General features: G+C 58.8%; 22 protein-coding genes. 14 read left to right on the forward strand and 8 right to left on the reverse strand.

Going from position 1 to position 25,789, the window contains the following annotated elements; translation table 11 throughout:
- Window positions 1-58 precede the first annotated feature (58 nt).
- Window positions 59-523 (reverse strand): thioredoxin-dependent thiol peroxidase, encoded by a 465-nt coding sequence (gene bcp, locus G5315_RS18170; protein WP_005358255.1) that lies wholly within the window; start codon window positions 521-523, stop codon window positions 59-61.
- Between the two features lie 24 nt (window positions 524-547).
- On the reverse strand, window positions 548-1,081 hold the full coding sequence (locus G5315_RS18175) for a glycine cleavage system protein R (RefSeq protein WP_216949630.1): 534 nt from the start codon (window positions 1,079-1,081) through the stop codon (window positions 548-550).
- Window positions 1,082-1,286: 205 nt separating this feature from the next.
- Between G5315_RS18175 and dapA the strand changes: the two genes are divergently transcribed.
- The 3 genes from dapA to G5315_RS18190 all read left to right on the forward strand — a co-directional run bounded on the left by dapA (window position 1,287) and on the right by G5315_RS18190 (window position 4,568).
- Window positions 1,287-2,174 carry a 4-hydroxy-tetrahydrodipicolinate synthase gene (dapA, locus tag G5315_RS18180; protein ID WP_421333645.1) on the forward strand — a complete coding sequence of 296 codons (888 nt, stop codon included), beginning with the start codon at window positions 1,287-1,289 and terminating at the stop codon, window positions 2,172-2,174.
- Window positions 2,167-3,294 (forward strand): outer membrane protein assembly factor BamC, encoded by a 1,128-nt coding sequence (gene bamC, locus G5315_RS18185; RefSeq protein WP_005349235.1) that lies wholly within the window; start codon window positions 2,167-2,169, stop codon window positions 3,292-3,294. Before dapA ends, bamC begins: the two co-directional genes overlap by 8 nt.
- Window positions 3,295-3,464: 170 nt before the next feature.
- Complete coding sequence (locus G5315_RS18190) at window positions 3,465-4,568, forward strand: phosphoribosylaminoimidazolesuccinocarboxamide synthase (RefSeq protein ID WP_245147344.1); 1,104 nt, start codon at window positions 3,465-3,467, stop codon at window positions 4,566-4,568.
- Between the two features lie 128 nt (window positions 4,569-4,696).
- Here G5315_RS18190 and G5315_RS18195 read toward each other — a convergent pair whose 3' ends face one another.
- Entirely contained in the window at window positions 4,697-5,299 is a 603-nt protein-coding gene (locus tag G5315_RS18195; protein WP_266135441.1) for a short chain dehydrogenase, read from the reverse strand.
- Between the two features lie 97 nt (window positions 5,300-5,396).
- Between G5315_RS18195 and G5315_RS18200 the strand changes: the two genes are divergently transcribed.
- The 4 genes from G5315_RS18200 to G5315_RS18215 all read left to right on the forward strand — a co-directional run bounded on the left by G5315_RS18200 (window position 5,397) and on the right by G5315_RS18215 (window position 8,319).
- Window positions 5,397-6,296 (forward strand): LysR family transcriptional regulator, encoded by a 900-nt coding sequence (locus tag G5315_RS18200; protein ID WP_421333647.1) that lies wholly within the window; start codon window positions 5,397-5,399, stop codon window positions 6,294-6,296.
- A 71-nt stretch (window positions 6,297-6,367) separates the two neighbouring features.
- Complete coding sequence (locus tag G5315_RS18205; RefSeq protein WP_266135439.1) at window positions 6,368-7,009, forward strand: DUF2057 domain-containing protein; 642 nt, start codon at window positions 6,368-6,370, stop codon at window positions 7,007-7,009.
- 72 nt (window positions 7,010-7,081) lie between these two features.
- Window positions 7,082-7,528, forward strand: coding sequence for an HIT domain-containing protein (locus tag G5315_RS18210; protein ID WP_266135438.1), 447 nt, complete (start codon window positions 7,082-7,084; stop codon window positions 7,526-7,528).
- Between the two features lie 89 nt (window positions 7,529-7,617).
- Window positions 7,618-8,319: a DUF3334 family protein gene (locus G5315_RS18215; protein WP_227341980.1), complete on the forward strand. Its 702-nt coding sequence runs from the start codon at window positions 7,618-7,620 to the stop codon at window positions 8,317-8,319.
- Window positions 8,320-8,386: 67 nt separating this feature from the next.
- On the opposite strand, the gene G5315_RS18220 is transcribed toward G5315_RS18215, so the two are convergent.
- Complete coding sequence (locus G5315_RS18220; RefSeq protein ID WP_216952915.1) at window positions 8,387-9,382, reverse strand: DUF2860 family protein; 996 nt, start codon at window positions 9,380-9,382, stop codon at window positions 8,387-8,389.
- A gap of 204 nt (window positions 9,383-9,586) precedes the next feature.
- On the opposite strand from G5315_RS18220, the gene arcB reads away from it, so the two are divergent.
- From arcB to G5315_RS18250, 6 genes are all read left to right on the forward strand, one after another.
- Window positions 9,587-11,899 carry an aerobic respiration two-component sensor histidine kinase ArcB gene (arcB, locus tag G5315_RS18225; protein ID WP_216952916.1) on the forward strand — a complete coding sequence of 771 codons (2,313 nt, stop codon included), beginning with the start codon at window positions 9,587-9,589 and terminating at the stop codon, window positions 11,897-11,899.
- 51 nt (window positions 11,900-11,950) lie between these two features.
- On the forward strand, window positions 11,951-13,315 hold the full coding sequence (dgt, locus tag G5315_RS18230; protein WP_421333648.1) for a dGTPase: 1,365 nt from the start codon (window positions 11,951-11,953) through the stop codon (window positions 13,313-13,315).
- 319 nt (window positions 13,316-13,634) lie between these two features.
- Window positions 13,635-13,838, forward strand: coding sequence for a hypothetical protein (locus tag G5315_RS18235; protein ID WP_245133436.1), 204 nt, complete (start codon window positions 13,635-13,637; stop codon window positions 13,836-13,838).
- A gap of 221 nt (window positions 13,839-14,059) precedes the next feature.
- The gene (locus tag G5315_RS18240) at window positions 14,060-18,310 is read left to right on the forward strand and encodes an ATP-binding protein (RefSeq protein WP_421333650.1); all 4,251 of its coding nucleotides are present in this window, start codon (window positions 14,060-14,062) and stop codon (window positions 18,308-18,310) included.
- Entirely contained in the window at window positions 18,291-19,502 is a 1,212-nt protein-coding gene (locus tag G5315_RS18245; protein ID WP_227341982.1) for an EAL domain-containing response regulator, read from the forward strand. Before G5315_RS18240 ends, G5315_RS18245 begins: the two co-directional genes overlap by 20 nt.
- Before the next feature lie 39 nt (window positions 19,503-19,541).
- Window positions 19,542-21,518 (forward strand): HAMP domain-containing methyl-accepting chemotaxis protein, encoded by a 1,977-nt coding sequence (locus G5315_RS18250; RefSeq protein ID WP_421333652.1) that lies wholly within the window; start codon window positions 19,542-19,544, stop codon window positions 21,516-21,518.
- A gap of 59 nt (window positions 21,519-21,577) precedes the next feature.
- Here the strand turns inward: G5315_RS18250 and rfaH are convergent, their stop codons facing one another.
- From rfaH to metN, 4 genes are all read right to left on the reverse strand, one after another.
- On the reverse strand, window positions 21,578-22,078 hold the full coding sequence (gene rfaH, locus G5315_RS18255; protein WP_058057235.1) for a transcription/translation regulatory transformer protein RfaH: 501 nt from the start codon (window positions 22,076-22,078) through the stop codon (window positions 21,578-21,580).
- Between the two features lie 96 nt (window positions 22,079-22,174).
- Window positions 22,175-22,975, reverse strand: coding sequence for a methionine ABC transporter substrate-binding lipoprotein MetQ (gene metQ, locus G5315_RS18260; protein ID WP_005339072.1), 801 nt, complete (start codon window positions 22,973-22,975; stop codon window positions 22,175-22,177).
- Between the two features lie 25 nt (window positions 22,976-23,000).
- Complete coding sequence (locus G5315_RS18265; protein WP_005339070.1) at window positions 23,001-23,654, reverse strand: methionine ABC transporter permease; 654 nt, start codon at window positions 23,652-23,654, stop codon at window positions 23,001-23,003.
- Window positions 23,635-24,678, reverse strand: a complete 1,044-nt coding sequence (gene metN, locus G5315_RS18270) for a methionine ABC transporter ATP-binding protein MetN (RefSeq protein ID WP_005339067.1) — start codon at window positions 24,676-24,678, stop codon at window positions 23,635-23,637. Before metN ends, G5315_RS18265 begins: the two co-directional genes overlap by 20 nt.
- 505 nt (window positions 24,679-25,183) lie before the next feature.
- Between metN and G5315_RS18275 the strand changes: the two genes are divergently transcribed.
- On the forward strand, window positions 25,184-25,639 hold the full coding sequence (locus tag G5315_RS18275; protein ID WP_266135434.1) for a hypothetical protein: 456 nt from the start codon (window positions 25,184-25,186) through the stop codon (window positions 25,637-25,639).
- Window positions 25,640-25,789: the final 150 nt, after the last annotated feature.

Raw genomic sequence — 25,789 nt, forward strand, 5'->3', positions numbered from 1 at the left:
GCGGCTGACCAGACAAAAAAGGCCTGCATGGCAGGCCTTTCAATGACGCAGGGGAGGATTATCCCTTGAGGAAATCCAGTACCACCTGATGGTGATCGCTGGTTTTGAACTTGTCGAAGTGGTGGGCAATCTTGCCCTCTTCATCGATCAGGAAGCTCTGACGGTGAATGCCGTCATACTCCTTGCCCATGAACTTCTTCGGGCCCCAGACGCCAAAGGCATCGGCGACGGCGTGGTCTTCATCGGCCAGCAGGGTGAAGTTGAGCTGGTCCCGCTCTTCGAACTTTTTCAGCCGTTTGGCCGGATCCGGGCTGATGCCAAGCACCACCACATTGAGGGCGGCCAACTCGGCGTTCACATCGCGCAGGCTGCAGGCCTGGGTAGTGCAGCCGGGGGTCATCGCCTTGGGGTAGAAATAGACCAGCACCTTCTTGCCGCGCAGGCCAGCGAGGCTGACCTGATTGCCATTCTGGTCGGGCAGGGAGAAATCGGGGGCGGGGCTGCCAGCTTGTAGTGGTTGCATGGTGTCTCCTCGGGTAAAACGCCCTCAGGCGTGTTTGCGATTGACGGTAAACTCGAACGATTCGGCACCCAGTTGACGACAGAATTCGGCGAAGGCGGTTTGCGAACCTTCCACTTCACCCTCTCTGGCCAGATTGAGCTGAAAACTGATCTTCAGCAGGTTGAACGGCTGTTGCTCCAGGGTCATGGATTGCATCGCCTGAATGTTCCAGCCATGTTCGCTGAAGAACTGGGTGCACTGGCTTACGATGCCAGGCTCGTCGCGGATCAACAGGTCGGCACTGGCGCGGACGTCATACTGCAGGGACTGGTGGCGTTCGGTGCGTTTCATCATGGTGATGAGATCCCACTCCTGGCTACGCAGGGGCAGGCTGATTTCGAGTTGCATCATGCTGTTCCAGTCGCCCGAGAGCAGCATGATAAAGGTAAATTCATTGCCGAAGATGCCAAGGCGGCTGTCCACAATGTTGCAACCACAGCCACTGACGTGGCGGGTCACTTCATTGACGATGCCAGGCCTGTCCGTGCCGATGGCCGTTACGACCAGGTAGTGAGTCATAAATCTTCTCTCGTCCGTTATTTCGTTGCGAAAGCCGCGCTGGCAAGCCAACCCTCCGGCCCTGATGACCACTCCCTGAGGGACGCTGCCGACTTTCGTCCATTACTTTTTGTTCCGGATGGTATCACGGCTTGCCCCCTCTCTCCCTTGTTTTTCAAAGGGGGCAGCTTTACCATTACGCCCCTGAAAATCGGGAGAAAAGTCCATGTTACGCGGTAGTATTGTTGCGCTCGTTACCCCCATGCTGGCTTCAGGTGGGGTCGATTGGGCCAGTCTGGCCAAACTGGTCGACTATCATGTCAGCGCCGGAACCAGCGCCATTGTTGCGGTGGGTACCACAGGGGAATCGGTGACCCTGAGCGAGCAGGAGCATATCGCCGTCGTTGAAAAGACCGTTGAGTATGCCGCCGGACGCATTCCCGTCATCGCCGGTTGCGGCTCCAACAATACCGCCCACGCCATTGAATTGGCAACGCGCCTGGCCAAAACCGGTGTGGTGGCGGGCCTCTCGGTGACTCCTTACTACAACAAGCCCACTCAGGAAGGTCTCTATCGCCACTATTGTGCGATCGCCGAGGCTAGTGGTCTGCCCCAAATTCTTTATAATGTGCCCGGTCGCACCTGTTGCGATCTCAAACCGGAGACAGTGGCTCGTCTGGCCAAGGTTCCCGGCATTATCGGTTTGAAAGAGGCAACCGGCGATTTGAGCCGCACCCCGCTGCTGCGCGAGCTGTGCGGGCCGGAGTTTGCTCTCTACAGTGGCGACGATGCCACTGGTTGTGATTTTATGCTGCAAGGTGGCGATGGCGTGATTTCGGTCACCACCAATATTGCAGCGGCCCAGATGGCCGACATGTGTCGTGCTGCGCTGGCCGGTGATGCCGGGCAGGCGCATGACATCAACAATCTCTTGATGCCGTTGCACAAGACTCTGTTCTGCGAACCGAGCCCCACCCCGGTGAAATGGGCCTGTGCCCAACTGGGGTTGATTGCAACAGCCACCTTGCGCCTGCCGCTGGTTGACCTCACCCCCGAGGGCGAGCAGCTGATGGCGCGAGCACTGACCACAGCGGAGTTGATGGCGAGTGTTTAAATCTAATGGAAAGGGAAATAGAGCCCGTCTGGTGCTGAGCGTTGCGACTGTGGCCGTCTTGGCCGGTTGCAGCACCCCCCAGGATCGCAAAATGGCCAACCGCGACTTCGGTTATGAAGATGCCCGCCTCGAGGGCCGCGCGTTCTTGATCCCCGCAGGATTGAGTGCCCCCACCTTCAACAGCCAGTACGACATCCCGCCGCTTCCCGAAAGCAGCCGTGAAGGTGCCCTCGGCGCCCAGGTCGATGTGCGCCCACCCGCTCAGCTGCTGACCGTGGTACCGGGCAGTCAGGTGGTGCAGAGCGCAACCGAACCGACCGTTGCTTTCTATGCCCTCAGCACCAGCCAGAGCGTGGAGCGCGATACCTGGTCGTTCCTGATGAACTTCCTGGCCAAATACAAGGTCACCACCGAGAAGCTGGATCAGCAGGATGGCGTATTGCAGACCGGCTGGTTTGACAACACGGTCGCTCTCGATGGCTGGGGTGAAGATGACGAAGACTTCAAAATCCGTCAGCGTTACCAGTTCACCGTGCGCAACGATGCCCAGCGCCACGCTGTCAATATGTCGGTCCGGGTACTGGATCACGAAGAGACCATCGACGGCGAGACCAGCAACAAGCTGACCCCTGCCGATGCCCAGCGCTATGCCGCGCGAGTGCTGAACCAGTTCTCTCTCTATTACGACAGCCAGCTGAAAGCCCGCGAGCAGCACAAGTCCAACGATGGCATGGGTCTGCAACTGGGTCTGGACAACAACGAACTGAGCGCCTGGATTGCCGAAGGCTCCTTTGATCAGGTGTGGCGTCGCCTCAACCAGGTACTGCCTGCTTACGGTTTCACCATCAAGGATACCCAGCAGTCACTGGGCTGGATCGACGTCGAGTACGAAGAGCCGGGTGCCGAGTTCTGGAAGGCGAAAGGGAGCGAGCCGTTCAAACTGGAGGAGGAGAAATACCGCTTCCAGCTTGGCGAAATGGCGGGAGGCAAGACCTCCATCACCCTGTTCGACAAGGACAAGAAGCCGGTATCGTCCGGGGTTATTTCCCAGATGTATATCAGCCTGTCCGAGGCGTTCGCCAAGGGGCTGGCCGATCAGGCAGCAGCAAAAGCAGAATAAATTCAGGGGCCTTGTGCCCCTGTTTTGTTATCAAAATCCCCCTGAAAACGCGGGGATTCCGAGCGGTTTTCGATGATGCGAGCCCCCTTGCCAGCCCGTTGCAAACAGAGCGCGCAGGTGAGGGACTCGCGATGTTTACCCCCCCCCACAAACAGGAAGTGTTATTAGCCATGAGTCTTGCAGATCAAGTATTGGCGGTGAATGACGATTTGCCGATCCGTACCGATAAACCTGTCCATTCCGGCAAAGTGCGCAGCGTCTACTGGTTGACCCCCGAAGACAGTGCCCGGCTCATAAAAGAGAAAGGCTATGATGTGCCGGCCGATGCGCCCCTCGCCCTCATGGTGATCAGCGATCGCATCTCGGCCTTCGATTGCATTTGGCAAGGTGAGGATGGCCTGAACGGCGTACCGGGCAAAGGGGCGGCGCTCAACGCCATCTCCAGCCACTGGTTCAAGCTGTTCAAGGAGAAGGGACTGGCCGACAGCCACATTCTGGATATTCCGCACCCTTTCGTCTGGATCGTGCAAAAAGCCCGTCCGGTGATGATCGAGGCGATTGCCCGCCAGTACATCACCGGCTCCATGTGGCGTGCCTACAAGGATGGCGAGCGCGAGTTCTGCGGCATCACCTTGCCGGAAGGGCTGAAAAAGGATCAGAAGCTGCCGGAGATCCTCATCACTCCGTCCACCAAGGGCGTGCTGAAAGGGCTGGATGGCGTGCCGGAAGCCGATGACGTCAACGTCTCCCGTGCCGATATCGAGCGCCATTATAAGGGCTTCAACTTCAGCAAGCCGGCCGACATCGACCGCTACGAAGTGCTGCTCAAAGAGGGCTTCAACGTCATCAGCGACGCGCTGGCCGGGCTGGATCAGATCTTCGTCGATACCAAGTTCGAGTTTGGTTATGTCCACGATGCGGCAGGCAACGAGAAGCTGATCTACATGGACGAAGTGGGCACCCCCGACAGCTCCCGTATCTGGGATGGCGCCGCCCTGCGCGACGGCCAGATCGTCGAGAAGTCTAAAGAGGGTTTCCGTCAGTGGCTGCTCAACCACTTCCCGGATCCGGACATCCTGCTCAACAAGAACCGCATGCCGGAACGTTTTGCCCTGGCCCGCGACAACAAGCTGCCGACCGAAGTGATGATGGATATCTCCAACACCTATGTCGGGATCGCCGAGAAGATTATCGGCCACAAGCTGGCGCGTTCTGCCAATCCCAAGCAGGAGATCATCGAGGTGCTGCGCGATCAGTACGGTCTGATCGACTAAGGGTTGCGCTCTTTTTTTGTCGCCAACAAACAAACGTTTGCTGATGGTGAAGGAGAGAGGCAGATAAACAGACGGGCCCCGCTATGGGGCCCATTTTTATTGCTGGTCTGGCGGCAAGCGAGCGGCGATTAGCCGTTGACCCTGAACACCTGGCCGGTCTGGATGCCCAGCACCGACTTCTTGTAGGCCTGCGCTACCTTGGCGGCGGGTACCGGTACGAAGCCCGGGAAGAAGTCAGCGTATTTGTCCATCGACTCCTCCAGCACGGTGGGGCTCACCACATTGATGCGCAGGCCGCGGGGTAACTCGCAGGCGGCCGCTTTCACAAAGTGATCGATAGCGCCGTTGACTGTGCTGGCGCTCACGCCCCAGTTGATCGGCTCCTCGCTCAGAATACCGCTGATCAAAGTGATGGAGCCCTTGTCAGTCAGATAGGGAATGGCGGCGCGGGTCAGGTTGATCTGGCCCATCAGCTTGCTCTCCAGTCCCACCTGCCACTGTTCGTCGGTCATCTCGGTCAGGCCGTTGAAGGCCACGCTGCCGCTGGCGACAACCAGTGCATCAAACTGGCCCAGCTTGGCGAACAGCGCCTTGATGGAGGCGGGATTGCGCATGTCGACCGTGGCATCGCCACGACTGTGGCCGACCCGGATCACCTGATGATCTTTGGCAAGCAGTTCACTGACTGCGGAACCGACGGTGCCGGAGGCACCCACAATCACAATTTTCATCTGCATCACTCCTGGTTGGAATGTATCGATTCTAGCGCAACAGAAAATGTGAAAAAGCGCGTAAAATAAACCCATTGTTTCCATATTGGAGCTAATGATGGATATCGCCCATCTGGCCAGCTTTTATGAGGTGGTGCTGCGCGGCAGTTTCTCGGCTGCGGCCGATATGCTGGGGGTCAGCAAGGGGATGCTGAGCCGCCACGTCAGCGCGCTGGAGTCCTCCCTCAATGCGCAACTGTTGCAGCGCACTACCCGCCGCCTCAGTCTGACCGAGGCGGGCAAGACCCTCTACCAGCAGGCGGGGGAGATCTTCGCGCTGGTTCGGCAGGCGGAGCAGGATATTCAGGCGCTGACCGAAGAGGATAGCGGAAGACTGCGTTTTACCTGCCCGGTCAGTACCGGCGATCGCATGGTGAGTGAGCTGCTGACCAGTTTTGCCGCGCTCTGCCCGGGGGTGGAGGTGGAGCTCAATTTCACCAACCAGATGGTCGACATGAGCCAGGGGGAGAACGACATCGCCCTGCGCGCCATGAACGAGGTGCCGGACAATCTGGTCGCACTTCCTATTGGCCGACTTAAGGATGTAGTGGTGGCCAGCCCCGCACTTGTAGCGAGAGAGGGGCGTCCAGCCACTCCCTATGAGCTGAGCGGGCGCAGCTGCCTGTTGCAGGGGCACAATCCGGCCTGGGAGCAGTGGCACTTTATCCGTGAAGGGGAAGAGGCTCACATTCTGGTGCAGGGCAAGGTGCGGGCCAACCACTACAGTACCGTATTGCAACTGGCGCGCGCCGGTATGGGCTATGCCAAGTGCCCGCTGATGCTGGTGGAATCGCTGCTGACGGCGGGAGAGCTGGTGACCGTACTCGACGAGTGGCAGAGCGGCCTGCATCAGCTTCATGTGCTGCATGCCCAGCAGCGACGGGTGCCGCGCAAGATCCGGCTGTTCAAGCAGGTGTTGGCCCAGTGGTTTGCCGAGCGACCCCACTACCTGCTCTGAGCGGCGTTATTTTTCTGTCATCTTCGGCTGCTACCCTGCGCCCATCATCGGCATCAGGAAGATCAGCGGGAATGAAGAATAATAGAGGGTTGACCGGGTTTGTGCTGCTCTGTGCAGTGTTGGGGGCAGGCAGTGTGCAGGCCATGGTGGACGTGAAGGTGCCGGAGAATTTCCGCATCCTCGCGGTGAGCAACGGCACCTTGCAAGACGAGCAGCATGCCACCCTGGCGGATGGCGAGCAGCAACTGCTGGTGCGCTTCGAGGGGGTGATCCCCAGTCGCAGCAGCAGCGAGAATGATCGGCAGGTACGCTCCGAGCCGCAGGTGGTGCGCTATCAGGGCAGCAATCAGCATTTGCAGCTGACGGCCAGCGTACCGGGAGACGAGCGGGGGATGCAGGCGTATGCCAAGGCTCCTGTGGTAGCGCTGCAGGAGAATGGCCGCGCGCTTGCCATCCTGCAGGATGTGCTGGTGACCAGCGGCATGCTGCTTGGGGTGGATTGGAGCGGCAAACTGGCTGAATACAACCGCAGCGGCGGCAAGGCGGCGCTGACGGCCGTCGCTGTGACTACACAACCAACGGCTACGCTATCCGGTGGGGGGCAACCCGTTGTGGCAGCCAGCGAGCTGGAAGGGCAGTTGCAGCAGCTGTTCCTCCAGGCAGATCCGGCCCTGCGCAAGCGCTTTATCGGTTGGGCCGTGCCACAGCTTTAAGTTTTCTGCCCGTTGCAGTAACGTGGACAACCTTTTTCAGGCGCTCTGTTCATCGTACTCAACGAGGTTTTCATGTTTGAATTGCATTCACGCCTGCAGGCAGATACCCGGTGGCTCGGGGATCTGCCCCTCTGCCGTGTCTTGCTGGCCAAAGACAGCCAGTATCCCTGGCTGATCCTGGTACCGCGAGTAGCCAACCTGCGCGAGATCCACCATCTGGCACCGGAGCAGCAGCAACAGCTGATGCAGGAGTCCTGCGCCGTCGCCGCCCTGATGGAGCAGGCCCTCAGTCCGGACAAGATCAACATAGGGGCGCTGGGCAATCTGGTGCCACAGCTGCACATTCACCATGTCGCACGTTTCGCTACCGATGCTGCCTGGCCAGGCCCCATCTGGGGGGCTCATCCGATCGTGCCTTATGAGCCACAGGTGCTGGCGCAGCAGGCCGACAGATGGCGTGACCGGCTCGCCAAGCTGAGCGGTTTTACCCCTGCGGCTGCTGATAATGGCGTCAACTGAGAGGCGTGTCGCTATTTCAGTCTCCGGGCCGCGCCATCTGTTAGAGTTATGGTATAGATAAGCCCATTCTCGATGTTCAGGAAGGTCCCATGATAGTGACAAGAGCCGATGATGACGTCGTGTTGACGACTGAGGATGTACTGCTCAGCCTGTGCAACTCGGTGACCGATGTGTTGAGTGCCGCGACCATGAGTCAGGTGCGGTTTTCCGGCATGGTGCAGCGGATCAGCAAGACCTGCCTCAAGCCGGATATCGGCTGCTTCGTGCTGTTTGATGGCGGTTTTTCCGGTCTGGTGGTGATCAACTTCTCCGCCGCTGCCGCCATGGAGTTGTACGAGAGCTACATGCTGAGCATGGGGCTCTCCAAGGAGGATCTCGCCATCTCCCACACCTCTGACGAGGTGAGCAACGTGATGGGCGAACTGATGAACCAGATCGTTGGCAGCTTTACCGTCAAGGTGGGCCGGGATTTGCAGACTCACATTACCCAGAACCAGCCGAAGATGCTGGCCCTCAACAAGCAGGTGATGCTGAGCGTCGATACCAATCTTGACAGTCCGGAGTCCCGCCGCGTCACGTTCTTCACCGCCCGCAACAACATCTTCTATCTGGAGCTGGCGATGGACAAGACCGAGTTTATTCGCATTCACAATGAGGGGATGGAGCACGAGGAGCTGGATCCTGACGCCCTGATCGCCCAAGCCAAGCAGGATGCCGCCAAGCCGGCCCCGGCAGCCGCTGCGCCAGCCAGTAATGATCACGATGATCTGCTCGACTCTTTAGGTATTTGAGGCAAATGCCGGATAGCAACAAGGCCACCTTCGGGTGGCCTTGTTGTATCGGTGCGTACAACCGTTATTAGAAGTTGTAGAGCAGGCCGGTGTTGAACATCACCGATTCAGAATCGTAGAAGTTGATGTCGGAATCGGACTTGGCGTAGCCAGCGGTAAAGGTTGCCGAGAGCGGTGCAATACCGAACAGGCGGTGCCAGAAGAAGGTACCGGTCAGGGCAAACTCGTCGGAGTCGGCTTTTTTGTTACCAAAGTCAGGGATTGGGTTGGCTTCATCATATTTGGTCTGACCCAGATAGAGGTTGCTGACGAAGGACCACTGGGATGCCCGCTTGCCGTAGGTCAACTGGAGGCCGTTGCTCTTGTAGCTCTGGGCGCTGCCGTCCAGGTCAGCCTGACGGTGGATGAAAGCCGGCTCCAGCACCTGACCGGCTGCCAGCTGCCATTTGTAGGAGAGGTCGAGGGCGTGGATCTTGCCGTTGCGATCCAGCTTGGCCGCCGTGTCGGCACCATACTGGCTGCCACTGCGCTCTTCATCGACTTCGATGTTGCGGGTGGTCAGGCTGCCGAAGAAGTTGCTGCCCCAGATATTGTCCCAGGCGAAGCGCACCCCTTTTGACTTGATATCGGTCGACTGGCGATCGACGCTTACGGCGAAGGGATCGCTCCACTGCTCGGTTGGCATGGCATTGAAGACCACGGAGCCGGCCACTGTGCCCTTGTTGCTCATCTCCTGGCGGATACCGAGTTGCTGGGTGAAGTCGAAACGGATGGCATCCTGGATCAGGTTACCGAGGAAGACCTGGGTGCGGGTATCGGCAAAGGTGTAACGGATATCTGCGTTGAGCAGCGGGGCGACGGCGGAGCTGCTCTCTGCACTGCCCAGTCCGCTCAGTCGACGATTTTCGTCGTCACCGCTGTAAAAGTTGGATTCGTAATTGATGACGTTGACGCCGCCAAGCAGGAAACCGGACCAGCCCGATTCGTTGGGAATGGTTCCCAAATCCGCATATGCACTATTTGCGACCAGCAGGCCCAGACCAAGCAGGGTAGTGTTGCGCATCAGATAACTCCTAAATTAAACGCGTTTAAATTACCAGGTGGGCGATTATAGGGGGCCACCCTTAATGGCAACTGACAGAATTTCATCAAATATCCTAACTCACTCATTTCACTAGGCGAATCGTTAATTAATTGTGCGAGATAAGAAGAGTTCAATTCTCTGTGCTGGTATTCTGTTCGCGGATATGGGGGAGAAAATAACAAGATGAAGCAGATTAAATCCTGGGCACAATATTACGTCGATCTGATGACCAAGCTGGGACTGGTGCGCTTCAGCATGTTTCTGGCGGCTGGCATCATAGTGCTGGCTGTCGCCATCCAGATGGGGGTGACCCTGTTCCTGCGCGGCAATATTGATGTGATCGACTTCGTGCGCTCGGTCTTCTTTGGCCTGCTGGTGACCCCCTGGGCGGTCTATTTTCTCTCCATCGTGGTGGATCAGCTGGAGGATTCCCGTCAGCGATTGAGCCGGATGGTGCGCAAGCTGCAGGATATGCGCGAGCGGGATCTGGAGCTCAACAGTCAGTTGCAGGAGAACATCAGTCGCCTCAATGCCCAGATTGCCGAGACCAACCGGGCCGAGGCACTGCGTCTGCAGGCCATCGAGGATCTCGAGAACGAGGTGTTCCAGCGGGAGAAAGCCCAGCTTCATCTGGGGGAGCGTACCGCTCTGCTGCGCTCTTTTATCGACTGTTCCCCGGATCTGGTCTACTACCGCAATGAGGATGAGCAGTTCTCCGGTTGCAACCGCGCCATGGAGGAGCTGACCGGCAAGGCGGAGAGCGAGCTGATTGGCCTCACACCTTTCGATGTCTACAAGCAGGAGATTGCCAACAAGGTGGTGGAGACCGACAAGCAGGTCTTTGCCAGCAATGAGCCCCTCACCTATGAACAGTGGCTGGAGTATCCCGATGGCCGCAAGGCCTACTTCGAGCTGCGCAAAGTGCCCTTCTTCGATCGCTTCGGCAAGCGGCTGGGCCTGCTCGGCTTTGGGCGCGACATCACCGAGCGCAAGCAGTATCAGGACAAACTGGAGAAGGCGAGCCGCGACAAGACTACCTTTATCTCCACCATCAGCCACGAGCTGCGCACCCCGCTCAACGGCATCGTGGGCTTAAGCCGGATGCTGATGGATACTCCCCTCGATCCCAAGCAGCACCAGCAGCTCAAGACCATTCACCTGAGTGCGGTGACCCTTGGCAATATCTTCAACGACATCATCGATTTGGACAAACTCGATCGGCGTCGCCTCGAAATTGCGCCGACCCGCATCGATCTGCCTGCCTTCCTCGACGAGCTGGAGACCCTGTCGCGCATTCAGGCGGAGCAGAAGGGGCTATATCTGCATTTCGATCGCGATGGCGACATGCCGCAATTCGTGATAGCCGACGGTACCCGTCTGCGTCAGGTGCTGTGGAATCTGGTGGGCAATGCGGTCAAGTTTACCGACGAGGGGGGCGTCACCGTGCGCTGCCTCTCTCATCCTGCCGACGAGCCGGGCAAGCTGGCCCTGCACTTCGAGGTGGAGGATACCGGCATCGGCATCCCGCGCGCCCAGCAGGAGAAGATCTTCGCCATGTACTATCAGGTGCAGGGCAAGAAACACGCCACCGGCACCGGTATTGGCCTCGCGGTCTCCCGTCAGCTGGTGCAGGCGATGGGCGGCCAGCTCTATGTGGACAGTGAGCCGGGCGAAGGCTCCTGCTTCACCGCCGAGCTGGAGGTAGCTTGCGCCGAGCCAGTGCCGCAGGAGCAGGAGGAGGAGATGCCCTCCCTCGATATCCTGCTGGTGGAGGATGTGGAGCTCAACGTGACGGTGGCCTGCGCCCTGCTGGGCAAGCTGGGTCATCAGGTGCAGGTGGCACGGGATGGCACCCAGGCGCTGGCGATGGCCAATCCGGATGATTTCGACCTCATTCTGCTCGATATCCAGCTGCCGGACATGACCGGCTTCGATGTGGCGAAAACCCTGCTGGAGCGTTATGGCGACAGCCTGCCGCCCATGGTGGCACTAACGGCCAACTCTACCGGCGATCGCCAGTACTATCTGGAGCGCGGGATGCGGGATGTGATCAACAAACCGCTTGGCTCGAAGGCTGTGCGGGAGGTGATTGGCCATCTGTTTGCCGGTCTGGCCGAGGATGAAGCGGACGAGCAAGCTGATGCGGGCAATCAGGATGCCCTGCTGGATATTCCCTTCCTCACTGATTACGCCGATACGGTGGGCAAGCCGGTGCTGCTCTCCAGCGTCGAGCTGTTCGAGAAGATGATGCCGGACTACATGGCGGTGCTCGACTCCAACATGATCGCCCGGGATCAGGCGGGGGTGGTGGAGGAGGCGCACAAGATAAAAGGGGCGGCAGGCTCCATTGGCCTGCGTCGTTTGCAGCAGACGGCTCAGCTGATCCAGAGCCCGGATCATCCCGCCTGGTGGGAGAACGTGGAAGACTGGATTGAGACGTTGCGCCGGGAATATCCGGGCGATATCGCCCGGCTGCGGCGCTGGTTGCTTTCTTGAGGCTGGAGGTTGTCTTGAGTCTGATGGAAGTGGCTGGCAAGGAGCTGCAAGATGTATAGCCGTTTGATTACCCCTGCGCGCATCCACCCTTGGGGGGACGAGGATTTGCTGGAGGCGACCGAGCAGGATCGCGCCCGTATCGTGCAGGCGGCGCCGGTGCGCCGGTTGCAGCAGAAGACCCAGGTCTTTCCGCTCGATGTGAAGGCCTCGGTGCGCAGTCGCCTCACCCACTCGCTGGAGGTGCAGGAGACCGGTCGCCAGATCAGCCGCCGTATTCTGGCCGCCTTGCCAGCCGGGATGGTCTGCGAAGGGGCCTTTATCAATCTGGTGGAGATGTCCTGCCTGCTTCATGACGTGGGCAACCCGCCGTTTGGCCACTTTGGCGAGCAGGTGATGAGCCAGTGGCTCGGCGAGATGCTCGATCCCCTCTATCAGCAGGCGCTGGCGCAGCCCCCCTCGACCCAGTGGGCTGAGCTGCGTCAGGATCTGCAACTGTTTGATGGCAACGCCCAGAGCTTGCGGCTGGTGCACAGTCTGCACGAGCTCAATCTGACGCTCGGGCAACTGGCGGCGCTCTGCAAATACCCGCAGCAGCCTCAACCCGGGGTGAGCTATGGCCAACATCATGGCTGGAGCAGCAAACGGGGCATCTTCTTTAGCGAGCAGCCGCTCTACCGTGACCTCGGCCAGAGTCTGGGATTGGCCCCCGGCTGCCGTCATCCGCTGGTCTACATCATGGAGGCGGCCGATGATATCTCCTACTGCATCGCCGATCTGGAAGATGCGGTAGATCGGAGGATCCTGACTCTGGGTGAACTGCTGGCGGCACTGCGAGCTGCTGACCAGAGTGACTACATGGGCACCTTGCTGGATGACGCGCTTGCCAGTGGTCGGGGCTTTTTCCCCCATTTTCGCCAGCAACTTACCCGGGATCTGGTTGCGCTGGCGGCGCAGAGCTATGTCAGCGAACATCAGGCCATTTTGCAGGGCTCCTATCCGCAAGCACTGCTGCATGGTCAGGCGCCGGCGGCGCGGGTGCTCGATATCCTCAAACGGGTGGCCCGCGAGCTGGTCTTTATGTGCCCCGAAGTCGAGGCTCTCGAACTGGAAGGGTATGCGGCGCTGCGCGGGGTGCTGACCAGTTATGCCTGTCTATTGGCGCTGCCAGCGCCACAGTTTGCTCGCCTGCTGGCCGGGGAGGGGAGTCAGGCGCTGTTCTTTGCGCGCCGTCTCTATCACCGCCTCTCGGCCCGCCATCTCAAGGCCTATCGATTGGCGATCGCCACCCCGGATCCGCGTTTTGCCTGCCAGAACGAGCAGGAGTGGTATTACCGGGTGCGGCTGCTGCTCGATTATGTCAGCGGCATGACGGATACCTATGTGCTAGAGGAGTACCGGCTACTCTCGGGGAGCTGATGTGCTGGCATCGTTGCCAGACGGACAGCATAAAATGCCGTAAAAACGTTTAAAAAGGAGCCGCAAGAGGCTTGTTTTAAATTCGGATATTTTTTAGACTTCTGCAACCTGTTCAACTTTTACTCGGTAAGGAGATGAAAATGCAACATCTGATGCTCAATTTTGCATTCTCTCGCGGCACTGCGTGCGGCGTGAAATCTCGTGCTCTTTTACCGCGTGGCGTAAACAGGTAACCCCTGTCTTTTTATCACCCGCGGTTCGTCCCGCAGGGTGATATCCACTTTCTCCGGGAGAACCGTATGTTCAACTGGAGAATGTCATGTCTATCGAACTGGTTTTACTGCGCAGTGTTGAATCCCTGGTCCAGAGAAGGATTGCCCGGGTCGAGCGTCGTCTCGCCGTGGTCAATCTGTCACCTGCCCTGCTGAAAGATATTGGTCTGGAAGGGTTTGAGGGACAGATCGCCCATATCCGCGAAAGCGAGTATCAAACCGGCTTTCGGCTCGGGAATCGAATAACCTGATCCATAGGGGAGGGTAAACGCTCTCCCCGTGGTGATGTGGCAGGCGTAATGCCTGCCATTTTTGTGTTTGCAGGTTGATTTTTTATTCACTTTTCTGTGCCCCGGCACTATCCTCTCTGCCCCGTTTGTGACAGATGCGTATGTTTTCTCGCCTTGTTCCGCCAGGATCGGCAAGATTAGATATGGTGGCCTATCTGTTTTACTCATCAGGACAAGACTTCATGTCACTCTTTCGTCAGCTTTTTCTCCCCCTGTTGCTGCTGTTTTCCGGCCTGCCTGCTGTTGCTGTTCCCCAGTTGGAAAAGGCAGTGGCGGACCACCAGAGTGCGGCTGATGAAGAGTTGGTGGTCGGGGTGCCCCGTGGTGGTTATCCTCCGTTCCTTTATGAACTGCCCAATCAGCGCTATGCCGGTCCGCTCAAGGAGCTGGCCTCGCGTATTGCGGCAGAAATGGGGGTCTCCCTGCGCTATGTCTCCTACAACTCCTATGTGGATGCCCGTGGTGCGCTGAACAGACGCCAAGTTGATGCCTTGATCGGGGTCGAGCTCGATGCGCTCGAGCTGGAGGGGATGAATCATATTGGCTATCTGGGCTCCTACGCCCGCGCCATCTTGATGCGCCATCCGGATCAACGTTTGACCCTGGAACAGGCGCGCAAGCTTCGCTGGGTCTGTATTCGCGGTTTTGGCAGTTGCAATGAGCTGGCGCGACTGGGGATGCCTCATGTGACCGAGCTGGAGAGCCGTGACGAGGCGACCTATATGGTCAAACTGGGGGCGGCCGATGCTTATCTGGCTCTGGGGCCGATCATTGCCATGGAGATGGAGCGGTTGCCTGAGTCGATGGGGATTGTGATCCCGGACTGGATCCCCGGTAGTGCATTGACCATTGCAACCAGTACCCATGACCCGGCGCTGACGGATCGCATCTGGCAGGCCTACCAGCGGATCCCGGTGGCTGATGCCCGGTTGCGGCTGAATCAGGAAGACAGCCGTTTCAAGGCGGGTTTGTTGCTGGAACCAGACGAGGTAGCCTGGTTAAAGAAGAAGAGCAAGGTGGTCAGGTTTGCCGTTGCGCCGTCGTTTGCCGGTATCAGCGAGATTGATGACGAAGGGGTGTTGCACGGCTATGCGGCAGATTTGATGAAGTTGTTGAGTCTGCGCTCGGGGATCCGCTTTGAACTTGAGCCGACCAGCACCTGGCAAGAGTCTCTGGCTCTGCTGAAACAGCACAATGTGGATCTGATCCCCCTGATGACACCGCTCAGGGATCGCGAGGCATTTGCCTCCTTCAGCTCCTCCTACCTTAAATTCGACAGCTATGTGGTATCCCGGCGCGGCGCACGCCCGTTGAAGTCGCTGGCGGAGCTGAAAGGGCGCCTGATTGGTGGCGTGACCGGTTCTTATGAGGCTTCTCTTATCAGCGCCCATGGTGGCAACGTCATTGAAGTGGGCAAGGATACCGAGTTGCTTACCCTGCTTGATACGGGGAAAGCCGAGTATGTGCTGTTGACCATGACCAATCTGGGGCAGCAGGCCATGAAGGGCTTCAACGAAAAGTATCAGGTGGTGCTGAGCTCCCCCGAGTTTTCCGTGCCCATCAGCATGGCCGTTGATATCAGGCAGCCCGAGCTGCTGCGGATCATGGACAAGCTGTTGCTGACCATCACGGATGAGGAGTGGCAACTGCTGGAGCGGCGCTGGCTCAATGTTTCGGTAAATGTCGAATCCGATTACAGCCAGTTCTACAAGTGGCTGGCGCTGGGCGGAGTGGCCTTGTTGACCTGCGGTCTGCTGGTGATGTTCTGGGCCCGCAGCCTGCGTCGCCAGATTGCGCAGCGGAAAATCGCAGAGAGCAAACTCAACGAACAGTTGCTGTTTGTACAGACCCTGCTCAACTCATTGCCGACCATGGTGGCATTGCGCGACAGCGAGCAGCGTATAACCCTCTGCAACCGGGCTTATCGCGATGCCTTTCTCGTTGATGTCAATGGCGAGGCGCTTGACGACCTGCAAAGCATCCCCGAGCCCCTGCGTGCGAGCGTGCTGGAAGAGGAGCGCAGGATATGGCAAAGCGGCCAGGAGCTGGAGGGGGCCGGCAATAGCTTGCGTGCCGATGGCACCCCTTTTCATGTTATCTATGCCAAGCGCCCTTACCGGGACCCCGATGGCAACATGCGGGGTGTGCTGACAGTGCTGACCGATGTCAGCCGTATCAAGGAAGCCGAGGAGCGTGCTCGTCAGGCTGAAACTCGCCTGACCCAGATCACCGACAGCATGCCCGGCGTAGTCTACCAGTATCTGTGGCTGGGGCCGGGCAAGGGACGCTTTCTTTATGCCTCTCAGGGGGCCAACGAGATCCTGGGGGTATCTCATCAGGATTTATTTAACGCTGAATCGGGTGGTGAGGTATTTGGCTTTACCGAACAGGCCCTGCAGGAGTTTGTCAGCAAGGTGGCCAACCATGCCGAGACCCTGGCCCCCCTCGATCTGGAGGTCAAGGTGGAGCGCCCTGACGGGGATCGCTATCTGCAGGTACGCGGCAATTTTGTCCGTCAGGAGCAGCAGGCGCTGATCCTCAACGGGGTGATTCAGGACATCACGGCCCTCAAGCAGCAGGAGCATGAGCTGCGCGAGGCACGTGCTTATGCCGAGCAGGCGATGCAGGCGCGCAGCCGCTTTCTGGCCACCATGAGCCACGAGTTACGCACCCCCATCTCCGGCATGCACGGCATGCTCGAGTTGTTGCAAATGAGCGAGCTCAACGACGATCAACGTTACATGGTGCGTAATGTGGTCACCTCGACCAACAACCTGCTCTATCTGGTCAACGACATACTCGATTTCTCCAAGATCGAGGCGGGTCAGTTGCAACTGCATTGTCAGGTCAGCCGGTTGCAGACGGTGATCTGCGATGCGATCCGTGGCCACGCTACCCTGGCCCATAGCAAAGGGCTCAACGTGACGCTGGAGTGGGGCCAGCATGTACCTGATTGGGCCGATATCGACGGGGTACGGGTCGGTCAGGTGATCTCCAATCTGCTCAACAATGCGGTAAAGTTCACCGAACAGGGGGAGGTCTCCATCCGGGTCAGCTACCTGCGCGATCAGCTTGCTATCAGTATCCGCGATACCGGTATCGGGATTGCCGAGGAGAAACAGGCATTGTTGTTCACTCCGTTTGAGCAGGTGGAGTCCGACATCAATCGCCGCTTTGGTGGTACCGGGCTGGGGCTGGCAATCTGTGATCAGCTGGTGCGCAAAATGGGGGGCGAACTCACCCTGACCAGCAAGGCGGGAGAGGGATCCCGTTTCCGCTTTACCGTGCCGCTGACCAACCCTCAATGGGATGCGCCCCCGCTGGCTGGCACCGAATGGTGGTTTTTCAGCGCCGATGCCAGCCTCGAGGCGGCCATGCGGCGGTTGGGCGCCAAGCTAAGGCATCTGGATGCCAGCCAGCTCAACCGCTCACTGGAAGGGTTGCTGCTGGCTGATCAGCTGTGGTTGGAGCAGGCCCTCGGCGGTGAGTGGCAGGGATGGTTGCAGCATGTCTCATTGAGAGGGATCATAGCGTCACCGAACGAGGCCCTTCGCGGCCGGATCGGCGGTCAGTTGTGGTGGCGATTGGGGCTCTCTCCTCTCTACCCGGACCTGCTGCTGGAGAGTTGTCTCGAACTGCTGCAGGAACGGGTCGCCCCGGTTCTGCCTGCGCTGGCCGACAAGCTGGGAGGACGGGTGCTGGTGGCCGATGATCATCCGGTCAATCGCGCCCTGCTGGCACGACAACTGGCTATCCTCGGAATTGAATCCCAGGTAGTGGAAGATGGCGAAAAGGCGTTGCGGGCCTGGCAGGGGCAGCCATTCTCCCTGTTGCTGACCGATTGCCACATGCCGGTGATGGACGGCTATGCCCTGACCAAGGCGCTGCGGGCTGCGGGCGTGACGGCGCCCATTATTGGGGTGACAGCGGATACCTCGGAAGAGGCCCATGCCCGTATGGTGGAAGCGGGAATGAGTGACATGCTGTTCAAGCCCTACCCGCTGGATACCCTGCGCCAGCTGCTGGCACACTGGCTCGCTGAGTCGGTACCGGCGGGCGGTACAGCGGTGACGGCGGTCGATGATGTGCTGGCCGTTCAGGCTGAACGCTGGTTGACCCTGTTTGGCGATGAGCCGACGGCGCGGGCGATGGCGGCGGAATATCTCGACTCCAATCGTCAGGATGGGGCTCATATGATGGCTGCGCTGGCTTGCCATGATTTCAACGTACTGGTAGAAACTGCCCACCGGATCAAGGGGGCAGCCCGCATGGTCGGGCTGCAGGAGCTGGCCACACAGGCTGCCAGGCTGGAGTCGGCTGCCAGATTGAAGCAGCTTGAGGAACTGGATGAGCTGACCGGCAAGGTGCAGCTATTGATGACGGCGATCGCCCACGACATTGGATTATGGCTCGATGAAAAAAGCACAACATGAGTTGGTCATTATGGTCGTGGAAGACCATGGATTTCAGCGCAAGGCGCTGCTGCACCAGGTCCGCAGCCTGGGTTACCAGAATCTGCTGGAGGCGGCCGATGGTGCCGAGGCGCTGGTGCTGAGCCAGCAACACGCCGTCGATATCCTGTTTTGCGACCTGCGGATGCCGGGCATGGATGGCATGGCGCTGCTGCGCCGCCTGTCATTGGGCGGTTTTCGCGGGGGGATTATCCTCTCCAGCGCCCTTGAAGACGATGTGGTGGAGGCCGTGTTGCGGATGAGTGCCGCCTATGGCTTGCAGGTGCTCGGCCGCATAGAGAAACCCTCTACCCAGCAGCAGCTCAAGCTGCTGATCGATGCCTGGTCACCCCGGGAGGAGCCTGCCAGGGAGGAGGAGGGGCACAGGATCGGCCTGGATGAGTTGTGCAGTGCACTCGAGCAGGATCAGTTGCTGCCCTGGTATCAGCCCAAGGTGAGCTTTGCCTCCGGCGAGTGGGTCGGGATGGAGGCGCTGGCCCGCTGGCAGCACCCGGAGTACGGCCTGATCTCTCCGGGGCGTTTTATTCCACTGGCGGAGCGCAACGGACTGATCGATCAGTTGACTGAAGTGATCATCGGCAAATCCCTTAGTGATGGTCACTTGTGGGAAGAGACCGGACTCTCGCTCAATCTGTCGATGAACCTCTCCACTACCTCGCTGATCGAGGGCGATCTGTGCAACTCCCTGATCAATCAGTGTCAACGCTGGAGCATCAACCCCGAGCTTATCACCCTGGAGGTGACCGAGAGCGCCTTTGTACAGGATCTGGGCAAGTCGCTGGAGGTGCTGACCCGGCTGCGGATGCACGGCTTTGGCCTCGCCATTGATGACTTCGGTACCGGCTACTCCTCCATGCAGCAACTGGCGCTGCTGCCCTTTACCGAACTGAAGCTGGATCGCTCCTTTGTCGACCGCTGTTTTGAAGACCCATCCCGTCTGGCCATTATCGAGTCCAGTATCGAGCTGGCGCGCAAGTTGGGCCTCAAGTCGGTGGCTGAAGGGGTAGAGGATGAGCAGACCTGGCGGTTGCTGGCAAAGTTGGGCTGCGATGTTTGTCAGGGGTTCTTCTCTGCCAGACCGATGCCACGCAGCGAGTTGCAAGAGTGGCACCGGGCTTGGCAAGATAGATTGCCTACACTGATATCTATCTGATTCTGTTGGCTGGATCCCTCCGTTTGAACAAGGATGTTCATGAAAATCTCAAGCAAGTTGCTGCTCAGCTTCGGTTTTATCAACCTGCTGATCCTGCTCTCCTCCGCGCTGGTCTATTACCGGCTGACCCAGATCAATCAGGCCCAACACACCCTGTTGGAGCAGGCGCTGCCCGCTCTGCAGCGGGATGAGGCGAGCCAGAAAGCACTGGTGGCCACCGTTTCTGCCCTGCGTGGCTATCTGATCCTCGGCAAGGATCCTGCTCAGGCTTCCCGCCTCAAGCTGGAGTGGGAGTCGGCCTGGCAGGCCATCGCCCATCAGGCCTTCAGCCCGGCGCTCGCCAAGTCTCTCGAGACCTTCAAAAGCCATCAGGAGAAGGTGTGGACCATAGCCCAGAGCGAAGAGAATCTGCCCGCTCATACCCTGATGTTGCAGGAGGCGGGTCCGCTGGCGGAGGCGGCGCTCGATCAGCTGCAATCCTTTGCCAATGAAGAAGTTGGCACTCCACAGGATCAACTCGCGGGCGATCGCCGCATGTTGCTCAAACAGGTGGGAGATGCCTACAACAGCCTCGCCAATTCCCTCTCCGCCCTGCGGGATTTTCTTATCTCAGGCGATCCCGAATACCGCAGCAAATATCAGGATTACTACCAGTTTCATCAGCAGCGAGTGGCTGAGGTGAAACAGCAAGCCGCGCTCTTTACCGAGACCCAGCGCAGTCTCTGGCAGCTGTTTGAAGAGATGGCGACCCCCTTCTCCGAGCTGGTGGGGCAGGTGATCGAGAAGCGCCAGGCGCCGGATTGGGATCAGGCCAACTACCTGATGGCCACCGACATCGAGCCGATGCAGTCCAGCCTCAGCGAGCAGCTGGTCCAGCAGGTGAATAAAACCCGCGCCGAGGTGGATCAGATTTCGGCGCAGATGACCGGAGCCGGGAGGGCCATCAACCAGACACTGCTGTTGGCCACCGGCAGTGCCATCGTGCTTGGCATGCTGGTCGCCTGGCTCTTTAGCCGTCGTCTGACCCGTGACATTGCCAGTCTGGTGATCCGGGCGGGGCTGGTTGCGGATGGTCGGTTGGCGGCCGAGCCCTTGCCGATAACGGGTCAGGATGAGCTGGGTGGATTGACTGGCTCCATCAACCGGATGTCTGCCCAGTTACGTGATCTGGTCGGCGAGTTGCAGGGCGCAGTGGGACAGGTTGAAGAGGCCTGTCTTGATGTGGGCAACACCACCAGAGCCATAGTGGCGGATCTGACGGAGCAGGATCAGCGGGTCGATGCGGTGGCGGCGGCTATCGATCAGATGTCGGTGAGTGCTCGTGATGTGGCTGGCAACATTGCCGGTGTGGCGGATGGTGCCCATCAGGTGAAGCAGCAGACCCGTCAGGGAGAGGCCGCGCTGGCACGAATGAGCGATACCATGCAGCAGATTGCCACCATGATTGGGCAGGCCAACGAGGCCATGGGGCTGTTGGAGCATCAGAGTGAACAGGTGGGGCAGATCACCGAGGTGATCGCCACCATTGCGGAGCAGACCAACCTGCTGGCCCTCAATGCGGCGATCGAGGCGGCACGGGCAGGTGAGCAGGGGCGCGGTTTTGCGGTGGTGGCCGACGAGGTACGCCAGCTGGCGACCCGCACCCATCAATCAACCGCCGAGATCAGCCAGACTATTGCGGCCATCTCCCAGCAGACTCGCCAGACGGTAAGTACCGTCAGCAGCGGTACCCGGTTGGTAGATCAAGGGCGGGATGCTGTTGGATTGGTGACCGATACCCTGAGTGCCATGAACCAGCTGGTTCAGTCGCTGTCGGGCCAGCTGGAGGCCATTTCGGTGGCAACCGAGCAGCAGTCGCGGGTGGCCGCCGAGGTATCCGGGACGGTCGACGACATTGCCGCGCTCAGTCGGCAATCCTGTCAGCGTAGTCAGCAGGGGGAGGAGATCGTAGCCAGACTGGCTGGCGATACCGGCAAGCTGAAGGCGGTCATCGCCCGCTTTGATCTTGATGCGTGAGAAGGCGGGATCATCCCGCCATTGCTATTGCCATTCACCGGGCCGTCTGGCCCATGGGCTTAGTCCAGACGTCTGAAGGTGTGGTTGTCGAAGCTGCTGGTAGTCTCCCGGTTGAGCAGGCTGACCAGCAAAATCGCCCGTTTCTCCCCATCCGGTTCCATATAGATGGCCTCAAAGCCTGCCAACGGCCCCTCTTCAATTAGCACCTTGTCGCCCGAGCAGGGCAGGTTAGCGTAGCTGGCTCTCGCCTCGTCGCTGTCATCGCGGCTCATCAGTTGATAGACCAGCTTGCTGCTGATTGGGGTCCATTCACTACCAAAGTGGATAATCCGGCTGATGCCGCGGGTCGATTTCAGGGTGACAGGTGTCACCTCTTCCAGATCGACAAAGATAAACAGATAGTTGGGGAACATGGGTTCCCGTACCGGAACTCGCTTGCCCCGGCGCAGCTTCTCGATCTCCACCATGGGGTAATAGGATTCGATACCCTGGGCATCGAGGTGGGCGCGGGCGCGGGCCTCTTCTTTTGGCTTGCAGTAGGCCAGATACCATTTTTTCATGTTATGAGTATGTTCGTGTTGCCGTGCTCGCGGATATGATAGCGGCGCCAATAAAAAAGGCCACGCATTGCGTGGCCTTTTTTGCCGAGTGAGCAATTACCAACCTTTTACCAGGCCGCCTTTGAACAGCTCGAGACCTTTCTTGTAGACATCATCGGTCTGGAAAGCTTGTACGAACTGTTTGACCTTCTCGTCATCCTTGTTGTTGTCACGGGCGACGATCAGGTTGACGTAGGGGGACTCTTTGTCCTCAACAAACAGACCGTTCTCGGTCGGGGTCAGACCAATCTGACCGGCGAAGGTGTTGTTGATGATGGCCAAGTCCACGTCTTCCAGCGAGCGCGGCAGCTGGGCTGCTTCCAGCTCGACAATCTTGAAGTTGCGCGGGTTGCTGGCGATATCCAGTACGGTTGCTTCCAGACCGGCACCATCTTTCAGGGTGATCAGACCCTGTTTTGCCAGCAGGATCAGGGAGCGACCCAGGTTGGTCGGATCGTTCGGCACCGCGATCTGGGCGCCATCTTGCAGCTCGCTCAGCGCCTTGATCTTCTTCGAGTAACCAGCGATCGGGTAGACAAAGGTGTTGCCAACCGGCACCAGCTTGAAGCCGCGATCACGCACCTGCGCATCCAGATAGGGTTTGTGCTGGAAGGCGTTGACGTCGATGCTGCCATCGTTCAGCGCCACGTTCGGGGTGACGTAGTCGGAGAAGTTGACCACCTCGACTGTCAGACCGTATTTCTCTTTGGCGACCTTGGCAGCCACTTCAACCAGTTCGGTCTCGGGGCCGGCAATAGCGCCCACTTTCAGAACCTTGCTCTCTTCTTTTTGACCGCAACCGGCCAGAACCAGACCAGCCAGCAGGGCAGCCGCAACGGATTTGATGCCAAATTTCATAAAACCTCCTGTCAGAAATCGACGATTAACGATGATCACATTTGTTGACCAGGCGCTCACCCGCGCTCTGGATAAGTTGAACCAGTACTACCAGGATAACCACGGTCACCAGCATGACGGTCGGGTCAAAGCGCTGATAACCATAACGAATACCCACATCCCCCAGACCGCCGCCACCGATGGCCCCGGCCATGGCCGAGTAGTTCACCAGTGTGACTAGGGTAATGGTGACGCTGTTGAGGATGCCGGGCAGAGCCTCGGGCAGCAGCACCTTGGTGATGATTTGCAGCGGCTTGGCTCCCATCGCCTTGGCCGCTTCCAGCAGGCCGTCCGGCACTTCCATCAGGGCCCCTTCCACCAGACGGGCGATGAAAGGGATGCAGCCGACAGTCAGCGGTACGATGGCGGCGATGGTGCCGATACTGGTGCCGACAATCAGCCGGGTTAGCGGAATAATCGCGACCAGCAGGATGATAAAGGGCACCGAGCGACCCACGTTGACCACCATGCCCAGAGTACGGTTGAGCAAGGGGTTGGCCAGGATCTGGCCCGCCTTGGTCACATGCAGTGCCACGCCGAGCGGCAGACCCAGCAGGCAGCCAAACAGGGCGGAGGCAAACACCATGATCAGGGTGTCGCCCAGAGCCGTGATGAGCAGATTAATCATGGCTTCGGACATAACCCATTACCTCCAGCTGAATGTGGTTGTCGATAAGGAACTGCTGGGTCGCCTCGCACTGGGCTTCATCCCCGAACAGCTCGGCCAGCAGGAAACCGAATTTGACGCCACCGGCGTACTCGATGTCCGCGCTCAGAATGCTGATGTCGATATTGAAACGGCGGCTCGCCTCGGAGATCAGCGGCGTATCGACCGTGCTGCCGGTAAAGCCAAGCTTCACCAGCGGGTAGCTGCCTGGCACCCGCTCGCTACTCATCCGATCCTGATACTCCTGCGGTACCTCCAGATGGATGGTGGAGTGGATGAAGTCACGGGCCAGCTGGGTCTTGGCGTTGCTGAAGAACCAGGCCACTTCTCCCTGCTCGATCAGCCGGCCGTCGCTGATGATGGCCACTTCGTCACAAATCCCTTTCACCACGTCCATCTCGTGGGTGATGAGCAGGATGGTGAGCCCCAGCTTGACGTTGATCTCCTTGAGCAGGGTCAGGATCGAGCGGGTGGTCTGCGGGTCGAGAGCAGAGGTGGCCTCGTCACAGAGCAGCACTTTGGGCGCGGGGGCCAATGCGCGGGCGATGGCGACCCGCTGTTTCTGGCCGCCGGAGAGTTCGGATGGATAGGCCTGGGCACGGGCTTCCAGCCCGACCAGTGCCAGCAACTCGGCAACCCGTTGCTGGATCTTCTCTTTGCTCCAGCCTGCCAGCTCCAGCGGAAAGGCGATGTTGGCAAACACGGTGCGGGAGGCAAGCAGGTTGAAGTGCTGGAAAATCATCCCGATCTGGCGGCGAGCCTGGGTCAGATCCCGTTCGCTCAGGGCGACCAGATCCTGGCCATCAACGATGACTTGGCCCTCTGTCGGGCGCTCCAGCAGGTTGACACAACGAATGAGGGTACTCTTGCCGGCACCGGAGGCACCGATCACCCCGAAAATTTTGCCTTGGGGTACATGCAGACTCACATCACGCAGGGCGTGCACGGCGTCACTGCCTGTACCGTAGACTTTGTTGAGACCGATCAACTTAATCATGGATTCTTCCGTGCTAACAGCCTTAAAGCACAGGGCGCTACAGGCGGGGAAATTGGGCAGAGGTTCCACTGGGTTACTCTGTCATCATGGAGGATGATGCTAAGATGTCTGGATGGCCATGTCAACGCATGTTTTTACGTCTAGACGTCTAAAAAAGTGATAAGGATTTCTGTCAGGCGGATAACAATCAGGATGGTATTGTTGCTCTGCCAGATCCTGTTTCGTCCCTACGGGATATGACCGAATTAAAGATGGTTTATATCGGGTATATGCTGGTTTTATTAGTGTGCCAGCCCGTTCCTGTCCATATCGGCCATCGAGCCTGATACTCCTCCATCGTTACACAAATTGCTGCACAAATCGTTCCCTATTCGTGACCGGACCACCTGATCGCCACTTTGTCGGCGTCAACCTTGATGCAGCGCAAGGGGGGCTCGGATAGGGATTGGGTCGGTGACGCCGGTTTTTTATACTGATGATGTCGACAAGCATGGAGGGCAGTGCGATGAGATTCCAACAGATCAAAGAGTTGCTGCACTATCTTGAGCAGGTTCATCACCAGCTCGGACTCTGTTACCGGCGTTTGACCAGTCAGGTGGACAGCGAACGGAGCCGGATGTTGCTGGTCTATCTGCAAGGGCGTGAGGATGCGGCCAGTGCCCATCTGCACGAATATGCCGCTCAGCTGGGAGAGGCGGTCAGGGAGACCTGGTTGAACCAGAGTTTCAGCGAGGATATGCTGCCTGCCATTACCCGCTTCGAGCTGCCGGCATCAGTCCAGACTCAGGATATCGTCACTCAGGTATGCCGCTGGGAAGAGCAGCTGGTGGGCGAGCTGAGTCATCTGGCCCGGGAGTGCCCGACACCGGCCACCACCGCTTTGCTCGAGAATCTGGCAGGGCTGGAGCAGACCCGCCTGACCCGACTGGTGCACGGGGTGCACCGACTCGACGACATGTAGCGGGTGATAAGCACCAAACACGCAAGATGACCGCAAAACAAAAGGGCCCGGCAGCAGTGCCGGGCCCTTTCCATTGGCTATGTCCCAATTACGTGTTGCATGGGGCGCCCCAGGGCCTCATACAAACACACTTTGATATTTACGCCTTTT

The sequence above is a fragment of the Aeromonas sp. 603607 genome (assembly GCF_049171595.1).
Lineage (GTDB): Bacteria > Pseudomonadota > Gammaproteobacteria > Enterobacterales > Aeromonadaceae > Aeromonas > Aeromonas veronii.

Bases quoted from the DNA above. Each gene is read 5' to 3' on its own strand.
- bcp (WP_005358255.1), bottom strand. From the start codon at position 523: ATGCAACCACTACAAGCTGGCAGCCCCGCCCCCGATTTCTCCCTGCCC.
- G5315_RS18175 (WP_216949630.1), bottom strand. From the start codon at position 1,081: ATGACTCACTACCTGGTCGTAACGGCCATCGGCACGGACAGGCCTGGC.
- dapA (WP_421333645.1), top strand. From the start codon at position 1,287: ATGTTACGCGGTAGTATTGTTGCGCTCGTTACCCCCATGCTGGCTTCA.
- G5315_RS18190 (WP_245147344.1), top strand. From the start codon at position 3,465: ATGAGTCTTGCAGATCAAGTATTGGCGGTGAATGACGATTTGCCGATC.
- G5315_RS18195 (WP_266135441.1), bottom strand. From the start codon at position 5,299: ATGAAAATTGTGATTGTGGGTGCCTCCGGCACCGTCGGTTCCGCAGTC.
- G5315_RS18200 (WP_421333647.1), top strand. From the start codon at position 5,397: ATGGATATCGCCCATCTGGCCAGCTTTTATGAGGTGGTGCTGCGCGGC.
- G5315_RS18205 (WP_266135439.1), top strand. From the start codon at position 6,368: ATGAAGAATAATAGAGGGTTGACCGGGTTTGTGCTGCTCTGTGCAGTG.
- G5315_RS18210 (WP_266135438.1), top strand. From the start codon at position 7,082: ATGTTTGAATTGCATTCACGCCTGCAGGCAGATACCCGGTGGCTCGGG.
- G5315_RS18215 (WP_227341980.1), top strand. From the start codon at position 7,618: ATGATAGTGACAAGAGCCGATGATGACGTCGTGTTGACGACTGAGGAT.
- G5315_RS18220 (WP_216952915.1), bottom strand. From the start codon at position 9,382: ATGCGCAACACTACCCTGCTTGGTCTGGGCCTGCTGGTCGCAAATAGT.
- arcB (WP_216952916.1), top strand. From the start codon at position 9,587: ATGAAGCAGATTAAATCCTGGGCACAATATTACGTCGATCTGATGACC.
- dgt (WP_421333648.1), top strand. From the start codon at position 11,951: ATGTATAGCCGTTTGATTACCCCTGCGCGCATCCACCCTTGGGGGGAC.
- G5315_RS18235 (WP_245133436.1), top strand. From the start codon at position 13,635: ATGTCTATCGAACTGGTTTTACTGCGCAGTGTTGAATCCCTGGTCCAG.
- G5315_RS18240 (WP_421333650.1), top strand. From the start codon at position 14,060: ATGTCACTCTTTCGTCAGCTTTTTCTCCCCCTGTTGCTGCTGTTTTCC.
- G5315_RS18245 (WP_227341982.1), top strand. From the start codon at position 18,291: ATGAAAAAAGCACAACATGAGTTGGTCATTATGGTCGTGGAAGACCAT.
- G5315_RS18250 (WP_421333652.1), top strand. From the start codon at position 19,542: ATGAAAATCTCAAGCAAGTTGCTGCTCAGCTTCGGTTTTATCAACCTG.
- rfaH (WP_058057235.1), bottom strand. From the start codon at position 22,078: ATGAAAAAATGGTATCTGGCCTACTGCAAGCCAAAAGAAGAGGCCCGC.
- metQ (WP_005339072.1), bottom strand. From the start codon at position 22,975: ATGAAATTTGGCATCAAATCCGTTGCGGCTGCCCTGCTGGCTGGTCTG.
- G5315_RS18265 (WP_005339070.1), bottom strand. From the start codon at position 23,654: ATGTCCGAAGCCATGATTAATCTGCTCATCACGGCTCTGGGCGACACC.
- metN (WP_005339067.1), bottom strand. From the start codon at position 24,678: ATGATTAAGTTGATCGGTCTCAACAAAGTCTACGGTACAGGCAGTGAC.
- G5315_RS18275 (WP_266135434.1), top strand. From the start codon at position 25,184: ATGAGATTCCAACAGATCAAAGAGTTGCTGCACTATCTTGAGCAGGTT.